The organism is Verticiella sediminum (assembly GCF_007558815.1).
In the GTDB taxonomy this organism is placed as follows: Bacteria; Pseudomonadota; Gammaproteobacteria; order Burkholderiales; family Burkholderiaceae_B; genus Verticiella; species Verticiella sediminum.
The window spans coordinates 353612-369377 of the sequence record NZ_VLTJ01000029.1; the positions used below are offsets into that span (position 1 = coordinate 353612).

The 15766-nt window shown below is 68.3% G+C and carries 15 protein-coding genes; 9 read left to right on the plus strand and 6 right to left on the minus strand.

From position 1 onward, the window contains the following. Positions 1-264 precede the first annotated feature (264 nt). On the plus strand, positions 265-2031 hold the full coding sequence (locus tag FOZ76_RS16135; RefSeq protein ID WP_246129562.1) for a sigma-54 interaction domain-containing protein: 1767 nt from the start codon (positions 265-267) through the stop codon (positions 2029-2031). 60 nt (positions 2032-2091) lie between these two features. Here the strand turns inward: FOZ76_RS16135 and FOZ76_RS16140 are convergent, their stop codons facing one another. Continuing rightward, positions 2092-2529, minus strand: a complete 438-nt coding sequence (locus tag FOZ76_RS16140; RefSeq protein ID WP_143949284.1) for a PaaI family thioesterase — start codon at positions 2527-2529, stop codon at positions 2092-2094. A 467-nt stretch (positions 2530-2996) separates the two neighbouring features. Beyond that, entirely contained in the window at positions 2997-4238 is a 1242-nt protein-coding gene (locus FOZ76_RS16145; RefSeq protein WP_170235487.1) for an MFS transporter, read from the minus strand. Between the two features lie 206 nt (positions 4239-4444). Between FOZ76_RS16145 and FOZ76_RS16150 the strand changes: the two genes are divergently transcribed. Further along, positions 4445-5203: an ArsR/SmtB family transcription factor gene (locus FOZ76_RS16150; protein WP_143949285.1), complete on the plus strand. Its 759-nt coding sequence runs from the start codon at positions 4445-4447 to the stop codon at positions 5201-5203. Positions 5204-5257: 54 nt separating this feature from the next. Here the strand turns inward: FOZ76_RS16150 and FOZ76_RS16155 are convergent, their stop codons facing one another. Then, positions 5258-6232, minus strand: a complete 975-nt coding sequence (locus FOZ76_RS16155; RefSeq protein ID WP_143949286.1) for a Bug family tripartite tricarboxylate transporter substrate binding protein — start codon at positions 6230-6232, stop codon at positions 5258-5260. Positions 6233-6417: 185 nt separating this feature from the next. On the opposite strand from FOZ76_RS16155, the gene FOZ76_RS16160 reads away from it, so the two are divergent. Beyond that, positions 6418-6633, plus strand: a complete 216-nt coding sequence (locus tag FOZ76_RS16160; RefSeq protein ID WP_143949287.1) for a SlyX family protein — start codon at positions 6418-6420, stop codon at positions 6631-6633. 39 nt (positions 6634-6672) lie between these two features. Here the strand turns inward: FOZ76_RS16160 and mltA are convergent, their stop codons facing one another. Further along, the gene (mltA, locus tag FOZ76_RS16165; protein WP_143949288.1) at positions 6673-8067 is read right to left on the minus strand and encodes a murein transglycosylase A; all 1395 of its coding nucleotides are present in this window, start codon (positions 8065-8067) and stop codon (positions 6673-6675) included. A gap of 7 nt (positions 8068-8074) precedes the next feature. After that, entirely contained in the window at positions 8075-8449 is a 375-nt protein-coding gene (apaG, locus tag FOZ76_RS16170; protein ID WP_143949289.1) for a Co2+/Mg2+ efflux protein ApaG, read from the minus strand. A 47-nt stretch (positions 8450-8496) separates the two neighbouring features. Here apaG and rpe point away from each other — a divergent pair, with 47 nt between their 5' ends. Next, positions 8497-9204, plus strand: coding sequence for a ribulose-phosphate 3-epimerase (gene rpe / locus FOZ76_RS16175; protein WP_143949290.1), 708 nt, complete (start codon positions 8497-8499; stop codon positions 9202-9204). Continuing rightward, complete coding sequence (locus FOZ76_RS16180) at positions 9197-9898, plus strand: phosphoglycolate phosphatase (RefSeq protein WP_143949291.1); 702 nt, start codon at positions 9197-9199, stop codon at positions 9896-9898. Before rpe ends, FOZ76_RS16180 begins: the two co-directional genes overlap by 8 nt. 72 nt (positions 9899-9970) lie before the next feature. Here the strand turns inward: FOZ76_RS16180 and FOZ76_RS16185 are convergent, their stop codons facing one another. Beyond that, complete coding sequence (locus tag FOZ76_RS16185) at positions 9971-10834, minus strand: LysR substrate-binding domain-containing protein (protein WP_143949497.1); 864 nt, start codon at positions 10832-10834, stop codon at positions 9971-9973. 153 nt (positions 10835-10987) lie between these two features. Here FOZ76_RS16185 and FOZ76_RS16190 point away from each other — a divergent pair, with 153 nt between their 5' ends. The 4 genes from FOZ76_RS16190 (at position 10988) to FOZ76_RS16205 (ending at position 15730) form a co-directional block, all read left to right on the plus strand. Then, a complete protein-coding gene (locus FOZ76_RS16190) occupies positions 10988-12061 on the plus strand; it encodes a putative 2-aminoethylphosphonate ABC transporter ATP-binding protein (protein ID WP_143949292.1) in 1074 nt (357 codons plus the stop codon). Then, a complete protein-coding gene (locus FOZ76_RS16195) occupies positions 12039-13799 on the plus strand; it encodes a putative 2-aminoethylphosphonate ABC transporter permease subunit (protein ID WP_143949293.1) in 1761 nt (586 codons plus the stop codon). Before FOZ76_RS16190 ends, FOZ76_RS16195 begins: the two co-directional genes overlap by 23 nt. A gap of 26 nt (positions 13800-13825) precedes the next feature. Beyond that, on the plus strand, positions 13826-14647 hold the full coding sequence (gene phnX / locus FOZ76_RS16200) for a phosphonoacetaldehyde hydrolase (RefSeq protein WP_143949294.1): 822 nt from the start codon (positions 13826-13828) through the stop codon (positions 14645-14647). A gap of 63 nt (positions 14648-14710) precedes the next feature. Then, the gene (locus tag FOZ76_RS16205) at positions 14711-15730 is read left to right on the plus strand and encodes a putative 2-aminoethylphosphonate ABC transporter substrate-binding protein (protein WP_143949295.1); all 1020 of its coding nucleotides are present in this window, start codon (positions 14711-14713) and stop codon (positions 15728-15730) included. Positions 15731-15766: the final 36 nt, after the last annotated feature.

The following is a 15766-nucleotide window of genomic DNA, read 5'->3' on the forward strand; positions in this document are numbered from 1 at the left end:
ATGGCCGCCATGGCGAACGCTCCATGACCGGATGCCGCCGTGCGGCGATCCATCGCTTTTCTATTAAATGAACCAACAATTGACGTTACCGTATCGAGTGCGCACAATCGGGCCAATGACCCGCGCCCAGCCGGGTGGGAACTGCAGGAAGGACGGTTTCCTTGCCTCATCAGGGCATTCCTATGCGAAATTGCTCCGGCGGGGATAGTGCAAGACCCATGCCAATCCATGGGATGAGACGAGGCAAGGCGCTGGACGCCGCCCATGCTCAAGCGGGGAGCCTCTGAAGTGTCTTTCGCAACGACACTTCAGCGGGCACGCGTTCATATCGGAGACAGTTGCATGAAAAATGACACTCGGGGAGCTCTGGTTCTGGATGCCGAAGGCGGGGTGCGCTTCGCTTCGGGCATCGCCTCCGATACGCGGCTGCAGCGTGATCTGTCCAGACGTTGGATGGCAAGAGCCGTCAGGCCGCTCGCCTCGTTGTTCATTCTGGAACACCTGGATCAGCCGCTCAGCGTGTTCAGCGCCAGCGAGGAGGGTTGTGCGTGCTTTCTGGTCTTTGGACACGACGCCATGGACCCTTTGTTCAAGTTCATGGCGAGCGTCGATTTCGCCGGCGACATCCTGCGCCATTTCATCACCAGCCCGTATGAGGCGATCAACGTGGTGGATGCGCAGGGGATACTGCGCTACATGAGTCCCGTGCACAGGCAGTTCTTCAAGCTGTTGCCTGACCAGGGGCTCGGCAGGCCCGTCAAGGAAGTGATCGAGAACACTCGCCTGGATGCGGTGCTGCGCAGCGGTAAGGCGGAGATCGGCCAGGTCCAGGAAATGCGCGGCACCACGCGCGTGGTCAGTCGCACGCCCATACTCGATCGCCAGAATCGCATCGTCGGCGCCATCGGGCAGGTCATGTTCAAGAGCCCGGACGCCATGCAGGAGATGAGCGCGGAGATCTCGCGCCTGCGCAAAGAGGTCAATTTCTACCGGCGCGAGCTGTCCAGTCTGGAGCGGCAGAGCCGTGGGCTGGATGCGATCATCGGCAACAGCGGGCCAGTGTCGCGTCTGAAGGAACAGATCATCAGGATCGCCCCCCTGGATGTCCCCGTGCTGCTGCTGGGCGAAAGCGGGGTTGGCAAGGACGTGGTGGCCCATGCCATTCACATGCTCAGTCCACGCAGCAACCAGCCCATGGTGGTTGTGAATTCCGCCGCACTGCCGGTATCACTCGTCGAAAGCGAGTTGTTCGGCTATGAAAGCGGCGCCTTCACCGGCGCGGACCGCAAGGGCAGGCCGGGAAAATTCGAGCAGGCCGACCAGGGCTCCCTGTTCCTCGACGAAATCGGGGACATGCCGCTGGACATCCAGGTCAAGCTGTTGCGCACCCTGCAGGACGGCACGTTCCAACGCGTGGGCAGCGAGCGGCAGCGGCGCTCCAACTTTCGCCTCATCTCGGCCAGCAACCGGGATTTCAACAGCATGCTCGGCAACGGTTCTTTCCGCCTGGATTTTTTCTACCGAATCAGCGCCGTGACCTTGCATCTGCCGCCGCTTCGCGATCGCCCGGAGGATATTCCGGCCCTGGTCGAAGCATTCCTGAAGAATTTTGCCGCTCGCCACGGCGTGCCAGTCAAGGACATCCAGCCCGCAGCGCTGCGCCAACTTCAGTCATTGAGCTGGCCAGGGAACATTCGCGAGCTGCAGCACGTCATCGAGCGGGCTGCCATCTTTTGTACAGGCGAAGAAATCAGTGGCGCGGATATCGAGACCGCGGGAGAAACCCGAGGCTCCTACCATCTGGATTCGGTCCGCATTTCGGAACTGGCCGCGCCGGTGCCGCCGAGCAGCCATTCGTCGATGAAGGAAGTGACAGACCAGGTGGAGATCGACCTGATTCTGGGCGTGTTGCAGCGCAACCATGGGAACAAGAAAAAAACCGCCGAGACGCTGGGCATATCCCGATCCTATCTCTATAAGCGCCTGGCCGAGATATCCGGAAAATCGCCGGCACCCGCCCAGCGCACATGAAGAACCGAAGGCTGCTCCGGTTCAGCCGTTCCAGGCGGATGCGTGGCCTCTATGGTGAGCCTAGGCAGCGGCATCCGTCTCGGCGACGGCGTTCTTCACCGCGCTGGGGGGAAACGCGTATACCGCCTGCGCGGTGGCCACGAGCTTGCCGCCGGGAAGCGCGCTGGCCTCAATGTTGGCAAAGTACATCCGCTTGCCTGCGCGGGTGATTTTGGCGCGCGCAATCAATCGTTCGCACTCCGACGGTCGCACGGCTGAGACGAAATTGCATGAAATGGACACGGTCGCGCCGGAGGACGCTCTGCCCGGAAGGCTGCTGGCCCACATCCCCGCCGTATCCAGCATGGTCATCAGGACACCGCCATGGACGGTGCCGCCGGTATTGCACAACTCGGGACGCAGCAGAAGTTCCAGCACCGCAGTGTTCGGCTCGGACGGTAGACGCGTATAACCGACGACTTCGGCGAAGTGGGGAGAAGACGGATCTTTGGGACTCATTCATGTTTCCTGATGGGCTGCATGTCGGATAGTAGCTACGAACGGGAGCTTTACCCCCACGTCGATGCGCCGCCGACTCGAAGGCGGGACGATGCTCAAGCTACGTCGAGCCAGGCGCATACCGACTGCCTGCAGCATCGGCACTACTCATGCAAGGAGCGCGCCAAAGTCGTCACCCCGTATCCCATTGAGCCGCCACCCCGGGATGACGGACTCGCGTGCCGTCTGCGGGCGCCCCCTCCCTTTTCGCAAACTGTCTTCGGCGCAGACAGTCCCTGCCTTTTCCTCGACACGGATCACAGCCGGCATGTGACGATGCGCCTTCCCCGGCTCCGGCGGCGATAACGGACCCGATGGCCAGATCTCGACCCTGATGTACACCAAACTGCGCAATGCCGTGCCCCGAAAGGGAACGCCCTACGCCAGAGGATATCGCTTCTTCAACGATACGGGAGTGCCCCCGGCCGCTAGGGCAGCACAGCGCGCCGCACCCCAAGCAACGCCAACGCGGCCACCACCTGCAGCACCGCGGCCCCGGCAAACAACACGAGCGGCGAGCCATGCGGGGCCATGCCGAGCGCCGTCCCGAAGGCGAGCGGGGCGAAAGCGTATGCCGCCTGCGACAAGGCCACGATGCGGGCGACGACGACGCCCACCTGCGCCGCCGGAAAATCGGTCTGCGCGATCAGCGGCGGCAGGGAGGTGGCGTTGCCGATGCCTGCGCCGAACAGGAGCACGCCGGCCACCAGCAGTACGGTGCTGCCCTGCAGCCACCCCAGGATCAGGCCCAGGCCGCCCAGGGCCTGCCATGCATAGCTTGCCGCCGCGACTGCGCGCCGCTGGCCAAAGCGCGTCACGGCCGCCGCGGCGACGTAGCGCCCGCCGATCGCGCAGGCGGTGCCCGCCCCCATCAGCAGGCTGGAGAATTGCTCGCCGAAGCGCGGCGCGAGCAAGGCGAACAAGTGGGCGAGCAGGCCGATCTGCGCGAACAACCCGACCGCCATGGCGAAGGCCAGCGTGACGAACGCCCGGCTGCGCCAGAGGCCGGGCGTGGCGTCCGATCCGCGCCGGCCCGCCAGTACCGGAACGGCGACGGGCGCCGTCGGCGCCGCCGAGGCGGACGGTGCGGGCGATGCCGGCGTGCGCCCCAAAACACGGCGCGCCAGGTGCCCGACCACGGCCAGCATGCACGCGCCGACGAGCAGCACTGCGCACACGAAACCCCAGCGCTGGATCAGGGCCGCCCACAACGGGACGAACAACACGCCGCCCAGCGTCGCGCCGTTGTAGGCGCGCGCCAGCGCGAGCGGCCTTCCCTGCACGTACCACCGCGATACGATGGTGTTGACCGCCACGGCGCCCATCGTCACCCAGCCGGCGCCGCTGACGGCGGCGGCCGCGAATAGCTGCCACGGCTGCCCGGCGACGGCCCAGCCCAGCACGCCCAGGGCGGTGAACGCCGCGCCGCACATGGTGACGCGCGGCACACCGAGCCGGGCATAGGCGCGTGGCAGGCTGGCGATCACCACCGTGCCGGCGAGAAAATGCAGTGTGATCGCGGCTGACACCAGCGACAGGCTCCATCCGGTGCGTGCCATGACCGCGGCCAGGTAGACCGGCGGGCCGTAGAACCCCACGCCCCAGCCGAAGAGGGCCAGGATGAAGGCCGCGCGCACCGCGCGGTTGCCCTCGGGTAGGGAAGTCGACATGAAAGCCTCGGCGAACGGAGAAACGAATGGCGAAGGCGCCATTCTCAAGCCGCCGGGCGCGCCGATGCTTCGCCGCGGAACGAAGCATCCGGGCCGGGATCCGGGCTACGATGGCTCGCCCCAGGCCGTGCTGCACCCATCCCCGCCGAGCGGGCAAGGAAGCTTGCGGCGGCCCGGCGTTTCCTCGAACCACCCCGGGAGGAACCATGGTCAGTGTGTCGTCATTCACCGAGATCGCCGCGCTCGCGGGCGACGTTGCGCGCGCCGGCATGCTCATGGCGCTGATGGATGGCCGTGCGCTGACGGCGGGCGAGCTGGCGCGCGTGGCCAGCGTGAGCGCGTCGACCACCAGCGCCCATCTGGCCCGTCTCGCCGAGGGAGGGCTCGTCACGGTCGAGAAGCAGGGACGCCACCGCTACCACCGGCTCGCGTCCCGGGAGGTCGCCGGCATGCTGGAGAGCATCATGGCGTTCGCTGCGCAGAGCAACGCAGCGGGCGCGGCGTCCGGACGCCGCAGGCCCGTGACCGGCCCTCGCGATCGCGCCCAGCGCTTCGCCCGGACCTGCTACGACCATCTCGCGGGCGAACTGGCCGTGGCCATCACCGACAGCATGATCGCGTCCGGACATCTGGAACTGTCTGGCGACGGCGGCCTGCTCACCGAGTCGGGCAAAGCGCTGATGGGCCGTCTGGGCATCGATCTCGACGCCAGTGCGCGGCCGGCGTCGCGCCGCGTCTTCTGTCGCGCCTGCCTGGACTGGAGCGAGCGGCGTGCGCACCTGGGCGGTACGCTGGGCGCGCTGCTGTGCCGGCATTATCTCGAGCGCGGATGGACCCGCCGGACGCCCGACTCGCGAACCGTCGATGTGACGCCCCCGGGCAGGCGGGCGCTGCAGGAAGCGTATGACCTGCCGCCTTCGATCTGGCCCCGCGTGCCGGCAAAGGCGTGCCTGCCTGAACGCTGAAGCCTGAGCCGCGCACCGTCGGTGATCGATCTCACGACGGTGCCGGTCTTGCGCCTATTCGAGCGTCAGCCCCGCATTCTCGACGATGCTCTTCCAGTTCTTGTAGTCGGTGGCGAGCAGTTCGCCGAAGGCTTCGGGCGTCATCGGCAGCACTTCCACGCCCTGCTGGAGGATGGCATCGCGCGTGTCGGGCAGCGCCAGTACCTTGTTCACCTCGGTATTCACCTTGGCGACGATGTCGGCAGGTGCGCCCGCGGGCATGAAGACGCCGTACCAGGTGCTGACGTCAAAGTCCGGGTAGCCCAGTTCGGCGACAGTGGGCACGTCCGGCAGCGAGGAGCTGCGCTTGGCCGACGTTACGGCGAGCGGGCGCAGGTTGCCGGACTGGATCTGGCCCATCGCCGAGGCGACGGACGACACCATCAGGTCGACGTTGCCGGCGAGCACGTCCATCATGGCGGCGTTCGAACCCTTGTACGGGATGTGGCGGATGTCGGCACCGGAGGCCTCCTTGAAGATCTCGCCCGCCAGGTGGATGGTGGTGCCGCTGCCGGGCGAGCCGTAGGTGACCGAATCCGGCTTGGCCTTGGCCGCCTCGACCACGTCGGCCAGCGTCTGGAAGCGGGAATTGGCGGCGGTGACGATGATGATGGGCGTGTAGCCCACGTGCGCCACCGGCACCAGGTCCTTGATCGGGTCGTACGAGATGTTCTTGTACAGATAAGGCGCGACGACGAGGTTGTCCTTCTGGCCCATCACCATGTTGTAGCCGTCGGGCTTGGCGCGCACGGCGGTGGCGATGCCGATGGTGCCGCCCGCGCCGCCCCGGTTCTCGGCGACCACGTTCCACTGGCTGTGCTCACCCAGCTTGGTGCCCACCAGGCGTGCGAGGATGTCCGTGCCGCCGCCGGGCGGAAAGGGCACGATCATCTGGATCGGTTTGTCGGGATACTGCTGCGCATGCGCGCCCGCGCCGGCGACGAGGCCGGCCAGCGCCAGCGCACACGCGGCGATACATCTGCGGTTCATGGGCGTCTCCTGTTTGGGGGCCGTAAGCATAACGGACAACGCTTCGGGCATCCCCTTCGTATCTTGGGGAAAATGCTGTTTTACTCCGTCCGCATGCGGCTCGACCATGGGGACCTGCCCTACCCGCGAGCGCCGACCGGGCCCGCCCTCGGGTAACGAAGGCGGGTTTCGGTTCTAATAGCGGCATGGAAGACCCCGACACCCTGCAGCGCCGCGTCACCGAGCTGGAAGTCAAGCTCGCGTTCGCCGAAGACCTGCTCGAGCGCCTGAACCGGACGGTGTTCGAGCAGCAGAAACAGATCGCCGCCCTGGCGGCGCAACTGGTGCAACTGCGCGATCAGCAACCCGCGGAAGGCTCCGCCTGGCGCAGGCTGCGCGACGAGATCCCACCGCACTACTGAGCAGCGCCCAGCGCCTCGGGGCGCCGGCCCGCGCCCGTCTCAGCGGTCGGCCGCCGGCGCCCCCGCCCCCTTGGGCCACAGCACCCACATGCGGCCCGGCTGCTTCATGCGCCCGGCGATGTCCCCGGCCTCATCGCCGAAGCCCCAGAAGAAGTCGGCGCGCGCCGCCCCCTTGATGGCGCTGCCGGTGTCCTGGGCGAACACCAGGCGATTGAGCTGCCGGTCGGACCCCGGGTAGGTGGTCGAGAGGAACACCGGCGCGCCCAGCGGCACGAACTGCGGGTCGACGGCGATCGAGTGCTGCGCGGTCAGCGGCACGCCGAAGGCGCCGCGCGGCCCTTCGCCGGCCCGGCTCACGGGCTCTTCCTTGAAGAAGATGACCGAAGGGTTGGCGTTGAGCATTTCCTGGACGCGGCCCGGATTGCGCCGCGCCCACTCGCGGATGTTCTGCATCGAAGCCTGGGCCAGCGTGAGCTCGCCCTGGTCGACCAGCCAGCGTCCGATCGACGCGTAGGTATGGCCGTTCTGGTCGGCGTAGGCCATGCGCACGGTCTTGGTCCGGCCCAAGCCGTCCTGCAGCTCGACCCGGCCCGAGCCCTGCACCTGCAGGAAGAAGGCGTCCACGGGGTCGTCGACCCACACCAGCACCTTGGGCGGATTCTCCGAACGCGCGATGTCGGCGCGCGTGTCGTAGGGCACCACGCGCCGCCCCTCGACCAGCCGGCCGCGCACGCGCTTGCCGGCGAGTTCGGGGTAGGCCGAGCCCAGGTCGACGATCAGCATGTCGTCCGGTACGGCATACAGCGGCCATTGGTAGGGCCCGCTGCGCTGGCGTGCGCCGCGCACCAGCGGCTCGTAGTAGCCCGTGACGGTATTGGTGGCGGGGCGGCCGTTGGCGGTGACGGCCCAGGGCTGCAGCCATTTCTGCAGGAAGGCCTGCACCGTGGCCGAGCGGCTCGGGTCCACCCCGTTGGCCGGGTCGAACGCCGCCACGCACACGTCGCGCCAGGCGCGCGCGGCGACCACGGGCGAGGTGGAGCCCGCGGGCCGCATGCCGCGCTGCAGGACAGCCTGGCAGTTGCGCAGCATGGCGTCCCAATACGCCGACAGCTCGAGCGCATCGGAAGCAGGCAGACTGCTCCAGTTGGCCGCGGTGAAATGGGGCAGGGCCTGCCCGGCGCGCAGCGCAGCGGCTGGCGGCAGCCCCGGCGGCAGGGCGGGCGCCGCCCGCGCGGCCTCGGCGCCGGTATCGCCTACAGCGGTACCGGCCTGGCCCTGTTCGAGGATGGCACGTGCCTGCGTGTCCTCCTTCTCTCGGTTGGCGGTGCAGGCGGAAACCAGGATGGCGGCGGCGAGCAGGGTCGCGGGCACGCGCCATCCGCGCAGGCGGGCACGCAAGGACGTGCCGGACTGCCTTGGAAGAACTCGCGTCATGTATCGATCAATGCAGGGTGCGTGGCATGGCCAGCATGAACTCGGGAATGTCGACCTCGAACGGCACGCCGTTCTCGCCCACACAGTGATAGGTGCCCCGCATGGTGCCCACGGGCGTGGACAGGGGGCATCCGCTGGTATATTCGAAACTTTCGCCGGGCGGCAGCAGGGGCTGCTGGCCCACGACGCCCAGGCCGCGCACTTCCTCCGTGCGCTGGGCGCCGTCGGTGATGATCCAATGGCGGCTGATGAGCTGCGCGGGGTATGCCCCGGTATTGGTGATTCTCACCGTATACGCGAACACATACTGCTGTCGCGCCGGGTCGGATTGCTCGGCGACGTAGCGCGGCACAACTGTCACGGACAACTCGTAGGGTTTCATGCCTTTCGCGTCACACCTGACGAAATTCAACACACCAAGGAAAAACCATGTCTAAGACCGGGCCGGGCGCAACCCGTATCGCACCCAGCATTCTATCCGCGGATTTCGCCCGCCTGGGCGAGGAAATCCGCAACGTGGTGGCGGCCGGAGCCGACTGGATCCACTTCGACGTCATGGACAACCATTACGTTCCCAACCTGACGATCGGGCCGATGGTGTGCGAGGCGATCCGGCCCCACACCCAGGCGCCGATCGACGTGCACCTGATGGTCGAGCCGGTGGACGCCCTGGTGCCGATGTTCGCCAAGGCAGGCGCCAACAGCATCACCTTCCACCCCGAGGCCAGCCGGCACGTGGACCGCACGCTCGGGCTGATCCACGAGCACGGCTGCCGGGCGGGGCTGGTCTTCAACCCCGCCACGCCGCTCGACTGGATGGACCACGTCATGGACAAACTCGACATGGTGCTGCTGATGTCGGTGAACCCGGGCTTCGGCGGGCAGAGCTTCCTGCCCTCGGCGCTGCCCAAGCTGCGCGAAGCGCGCGCGCGCATCGACGCCTGGGAACAGGCTACCGGAAAGCGCATTCTGCTTGAAGTCGACGGCGGTGTGAAGATCGACAACATCGCCCAGGTCCGCGCCGCCGGCGCCGACACCTTCGTTGCCGGCTCGGCCATTTTCGGCAAGCCCGACTACGCGCAGGTCATCCGCGACCTGCGCAGCGAGATCAGCCGTGGCGAATCCATCGATGCTTGAAGCCGCGCTATTCGACCTGGACGGCACGCTGCTCGACACCGCGCCCGACCTGACCCTCGCCGCCAACGCGCTGCGCGTGGAGCTGGGCATGGCGCCGATGCGCGAGGACGTCATCACCACCTTTCTCGGCAAAGGCATGGAGAACCTCGTGCGGCGCGTGCTCGCGGGCTCCCTGCAGATCGAGGAAGACGCCGCGCGCGACATCAGCCGCGAGCTCGACCTCTTTCGCCACCACTACCACCGTGTGAACGGCGACCGGACCCGCATCTTCGACGGCACGCTGGACGGGCTCAAGGCCATGCGCGACGCAGGCATCGCGCTCGCCGTGGTCACCAACAAGCCCACCGAATTCACGCTGCCGCTGCTCGAGCAGACCGGCCTGCGCGGCTTCTTCCCGGTGGTCGTCTGCGGCGACACCTGCGAGCACAAGAAGCCCCATCCGCAGCCCGTTCTGCACGCCTGCGACCTGCTCGGCAAGGTGCCGGCGCAAGCCGTGGTGATCGGCGACTCGGTCAACGACGCGCTGGCCGCCCGCGCCGCCGGCACCGCCGTGCTGGTCGTGCCCTATGGCTACAACGAAGGGCGCGAGGTCAGCACGCTGGACGTGGACGGCATCGTGGATTCGCTCCCCGAAGCCGCCGAATGGATACGCCAGCGCAACGATCCGGCGGCCGCGGTGCCCGGCCTGGCCTGAGCCGGCGCCGGCCGGGCGTCCGCCCGGCGCTGCGGCCGTGGCGAGGCCCACGCCGCGCGCGTGGGCCCGTGGTCACGCCAACGCCGGCGCAAGCGCCAGGAATCGCGCGATCGCCTGCACCGGGCGCCGCTCGCACAGGCAGTACAGGTATTCGCACATCTGCGCCTGGATGCCGCGCAGGGGCAGCGCGAGCAGGTCCGGGTGCGAGGCCACCTCGCGCACGGGCATCAGGCTCACGCCCAGCCCGCACAGCACGGCCTGGCGGATCGCCTCCCGGCTGCCGATCTCCAGCACGCGGCGCGGCTGCACCTGGGCTTCGACCAGCAGCGCCTCGCTCGCCTGGCGCGTCATCGAGCCCGGCTCGCGCAACAGCAGCGTGTGCCGCGCGAGCTCGGTCAACGCCACCAGCTTCCCGCGCGCCAGGGGATGGTCGCGATGCGCGACCACATGCAGCGGATCGACCGCGATGGTCTGCCGGTGCAGGCGCTCGTCGTCGACCCGGTAGGCCGAGGTCGCGACTTCGATGCGGTAGTCGTGTAGGGCCGCCAGCATGGCCTGCGAGTTGCCGATGGCCAGCGACACGTCCACGCCGGGATAGCGCTCGTGATAGCGCTGCAGCGTCTGCATGATGTAGAAGGGCCCGGTCGCGCCCACCCGCAGGCTGCCCCCGCGCAGGTCGCTGGCGTCGCGCAGGCGGAACTCGATCTCGCTCTCCTGCTGCACCAGGCGCTCGACCAGCGGCAGCAGACGCTCGCCCTCGGCCGACAGTTGCAGCCCGCGCCCCTGGCGGTGGAACAGCTCGATGCCGTAGCGCGCCTCGAGCTGGCGCAGTTGGCCGGTGACGGTCGGCTGGCTCACGCCCAGTTGCTCGGCCGCCTTGGTGACCGTCCCGCAGCGCGCCACGGCATAGAAGGATTTCAGTTCGGAGACGAGCACGTGTCCTGCGGCGTCCATGAATGACAAAAGGAGGGCTGCAGTACACCAAAGTTTCTTGATGGATTCATTACAGGGCTTGGCCTGGCTGTCACGTGACCTCAACGTGCCGCGACCATACTGCCGTCACTCTCATGACGACGGTGTAACAGTCCCATGCCCCGACAAGGCGACACTTTTCTTTCGGTCCAGCGGCTGGTCAAGCGCTTCGGCGCCCATACCGCGCTCGCCGATGTCTCGCTCGACATTCCGGCGGGCGAGCTGGTCTGCCTGCTCGGCCCCTCGGGCTGCGGCAAGACCACGCTGCTGCGCGCCATCGCCGGCCTGGAGCTGCAGGACAGCGGCGCCATCCTGCTCGGCGGGCGCGATATTTCGCAGGCTCCGCCGCAGGCGCGCGACTACGGCATTCTGTTCCAGTCGTATGCGCTGTTTCCCAACCTGACGGTGGCGCGCAACATCGCCTACGGCCTGAGCACCCGCCGCGCCGATCGCCGGCGCGTGGCCGAGCGGGTCGAGGAAATGCTCGATTTGGTCGGCCTGGCCGGCGCCGCCGCCAAATACCCGGGCCAGCTCTCGGGCGGCCAGCAACAGCGCGTGGCGCTCGCGCGGGCGCTCGCACCCGCACCCTCGCTGCTGCTGCTGGACGAACCCATGTCGGCGCTCGACGCCCGGGTGCGCGAGCGCCTGCGCGGCGAATTGCGCGCGCTGCAGCGCCGGCTGGGCATCACCACGCTGATGGTGACGCACGACCAGGAAGAGGCCATGACCATGGCCGATCGCATCGCGGTCATGAACGGCGGCGTCATCGAGCAATACGGCACCCCGCGCGAGCTGTACCGCGACCCGCGCACGGCCTTCATCGCGGATTTCGTGGGCGAGGCCAACTGGCTGCCGTACGAGCGCCTGGACGACGGCCACGTGCGCGTGGGCCGGCAGACACTGGCGCTCGCGCAGGCGCCCGGGCGCGCGAACGGCCGCCTCTTCGTGCGCCCCGAGGCGGTGCGCGTGGGTCAGAGCGCGCCCGCGGGCAGCGACAACGCGCTGCTCGCCGACGTGATCGACGGCATGTTCCTCGGCCGTGCCTTTCGCCTGACCCTGCAGGTGGACGGCCTGCCCGGTCTGCCGTTGCACGCCATCGTGCCGTCCGAAACCGGCGACGCCCTGCTGGGCGCTCGCGCCAGCCGTTGCTGGGTGGAGCTTCCCCGCCATGCCCTACGTGCCTACGCTTGACGCCGCCGTGCCCGCCACGGGCGCGGTGCCATCCTCCGCCGTGCAGCGGGGCCTGGCCCGCCGGGCGGTGCCAGGCTGGGCCGGCCGGCTGGCTGCCGCGCTCGGCCGCGCCGGCTTCGTGCTGGCGCTGGTCGTCTTCCTCGCCCTGCCCCTGGCCGCCATCCTCGCTCGGGCGCTGGTCGGCGGCGAGCATGCCGGCCTGGGCGCGCTGTTCGCCATCGTGTCCAGCGGCGACTTCGCCGGCATGCTCTGGCGCAGCGCCGCGGTCGGTATCGCCACCATGGCCATCGTCATCCCCGCGGCCTATGCCTTCGCCTACGGCCTGGCGCGTACCCGCGTCCCGGCCAAGGGCTGCTGGCGCCTGCTCGCCCTGCTGCCGCTGCTTGCGCCCTCGCTGCTGCCCGGTATCGCGCTCATCTACCTGCTCGGCAACCAGGGCCTGCTGCGGCCGTGGTTCGGCGACATCACCATCTACGGCTTCTGGGGCATCGTCGCGGGCGAAGCTTTCTACACCTTTCCGCATGCTCTGATGATCCTGCTCACCGGCCTCATGCTGGCCGATGCGCGTCTGTACGACGCGGCCAGGGCCATGGGCGCGGGCACGCTGCGCACCTTCCTCACCGTCACGCTGCCGGGCACGCGCTACGCGCTGTTCTCGGCCTGCTGCCTGGTCTTCACCTTGACGGTGACGGACTTCGGCGTACCCAAGGTGGTCGGCGGCGACTACAACGTGCTCGCGATGGAAGCCTACAAGGCCGTGGTCGGCCAGCAGGACTTCACCAAGGGTGCGGCGATCGGGCTCTTCCTGCTCGCGCCGGCGGTGTTCACCTTCGTGCTCGACGCCCACCTGCGCAAGCGCCAGGGCAGCACCCTGAGCGGCAAGGCCCAGCCCTATGCGCCGGGGCCGAACCGCGGGCGCGACACGGCCTTCCTGTTCCTGCTCGCCGTGGTGGGCGGCTTGTTGCTCACCCTGGTCGGTGTGGCGGTCTGGGCTTCCTTCGTCCAGTTCTGGCCGTACAACCTGTCGCTGTCGATGCGCTCCTACGATTTCGACAACATGGACGGCGGCGGCTGGCTGGCCTGGCGCAACAGTGTGCGGCTCGCCGCGCTGACGGCTGCGATCGGCACGCTCGCCGTGTTCCTCGGCGCCTGGATGACCGAGCGCGTGCCGGCGCGCGGCCTGGGGCAGATGGTGCGCGGGCTGCTGCGCATGCTCGCGCTCACGCCGATGGCCGTGCCCGGCATGGTGCTCGGGCTGGGCTACATCTTCTTCTTCAACAACCCCTTCAACCCGCTCAACGGGCTGTACGGCACGATGACGCTGCTGGTGCTGTGCACGGTGGTGCACTTCTACACCAGTGCCCACCTCACGGCCGTTACCGCGCTGAAGACCCTGGACCCGGAGTTCGAGGCGGCGTCCGCATCGCTCAAGGTACCGGGCATCGTGACCTTCACGCGCGTCACCCTGCCGATGTGCCTGCCGGCCGCGCTGGACACCGCGCGCTATCTCTTCGTCTCGGCCATGACGACCGTCTCGGCCGTGGTCTTCCTGTACAGCCCGCAGACCGTACTGGCCGCCGTGGCGGTGCTCAACATGGACGACGCGGGCTTCATCGGTCCTGCAGCCGCCATGTGCACGGTCATCATGGCCACCTCCGCCCTCGCCTCGCTGCTGCTGCACCTGGCCAGCCGCGCGCTCGTCGCGCGCACCCAGGCCTGGCGCTACGCGAGGGCCTGACCGACTTGCCTTCATTCCATACCGACATGACGACACACGCCTACACCCCCCGCCTGGAAGCCATCGTCTTCGACTGGGCCGGCACCCTGGTCGACTTCGGCTCCTTCGCCCCCACCCGCGTCTTCGTGGACGCCTTCGCCGAGTTCGGTCTCGCGGTCAGCCTGGAACAGGCCCGCGGCCCGATGGGCATGGGCAAGTGGGACCACATCCGCACCCTGTGCGACGACCCCGCCGTGGCCGCGCAGTACCGTGCCGCCTTCGGCCGCACGCCCACGGACGAGGACGTGACCGCCATCTACGAGCGCTTCCTGCCGATGCAGCGCGAGAAGGTCGCCGAGTACTCGGCGGCCATCCCGGGCGCGGCCCGCACGCTCGAGACGGCACGCGACCGCGGTCTGGCCATCGGCTCGTGCTCCGGCTATCCGCGCGCCGTGATGTCGCTGGTCGAGCATCGCGCCGCCGGCGAAGGCATCGCGCCGGACTGCGTGATCGCCAGCGACGAAGTGCCCCGCGCGCGTCCTGCGCCCGGCATGGCGCTCGCCGCCGCGGTGCGCCTGGGCATCCAGGATGTCGCCGGCTGCGTCAAGGTGGACGACACCGTGCCCGGCGTCGCAGAGGGACGCCGCGCCGGCATGTGGAGCATCGGCCTGATGCTGTCGGGCAACGCCGCGGGGCTGGATCTCGCCGCCTATGAAGCGCTCGACCCCGCCGAACGCGAAACCCACCGGCAGCGCGCCCGCACCGAACTCGAGCGGGGCCGCCCGCACTTTCTGATCGACACCGTGGCCGACCTGCCCGCCGTACTCGACGAAATCGCCCTGCGCCTGACGCGCGGCGAACGCCCTTGACCACGGGCGCAAGCGCAAGCACCCCCATCCCGTACCCCCACCCCTCCTGAATCCGAGACCCCGATGCTCCGCCCCCTTCCCTTCGTACTGAGCGCCCTTGCCGCCGCCTTTGCCGGCAGCGCGTCGGCCGACACCATCCTGACCGTCTACACCGCGCTGGAGGCCGACCAGATCAAGGCCTACCAGGCCGCCTTCGAGAAGCAGCACCCCGACATCAAGATCCAGTGGGTGCGCGACTCCACCGGCATCATCACCGCCAAGCTCCTGGCCGAGAAGAACAACCCCAAGGCCGACGCCATCTGGGGCCTGGCCGGCACCTCGCTCGGCCTGATGGCCAAGGAAGACATGCTGCAGCCCTATGCCCCCAAGGGCCTGGCGCAGATCGCCGACAACATGCGCGACAGCGCCGCCGAACCGACCTGGGTCGGCATGGACGCCTTCGCAAGCGCCATCTGCGTCAACACCATCGAAGCCGAGAAGCAGAAGCTGCCGATGCCGACCTCCTGGCAGGACCTGACCCGCCCCGAGTACGCCGGCAAGATCGTGATGCCCAATCCCGCCTCCTCGGGCACCGGCTTTCTGGACGTCAGCGCCTGGCTGCAACTGTTCGGCGAAGAAAAGGGCTGGGCCTACATGGACGCCCTGCACAGGAACATCGGCTCGTACACGCACTCCGGCTCCAAGCCCTGCAACATGGCGGCCGCGGGCGAATTCCCGATCGGCATCTCGTTCGACTACCGGGCGGCCAAGCTGACGGCCGACGGCGCGCCGATCGTCGCCGTCTTCCCTAGCGAAGGGCTGGGCTGGGAAGTCGAGGCCGCCGCCATCGTCAAAGGCACCAAGAATTTGGACGCCGCCCAAAAGCTCGCCGACTTCTCCGCCAGCCGCGAGGCCAACGAACTCTACAAGGCCAATTTCGCCGTACTGGCCATCCCCGAAGTCGCCACCGCCAACCCGCACCTGCCGGCCGACCTGTCGCAACGCCTGATCAAGAACGACTTCGTCTGGGCCGCCAGCAATCGCGAGCGCATCATCGCCGAGTGGACCCAGCGCTACGACGGCAAGTCCGAACCGAAGAAGTAATTGCATGCGCTCCCCGAATCCTGGAACCGCATCAGC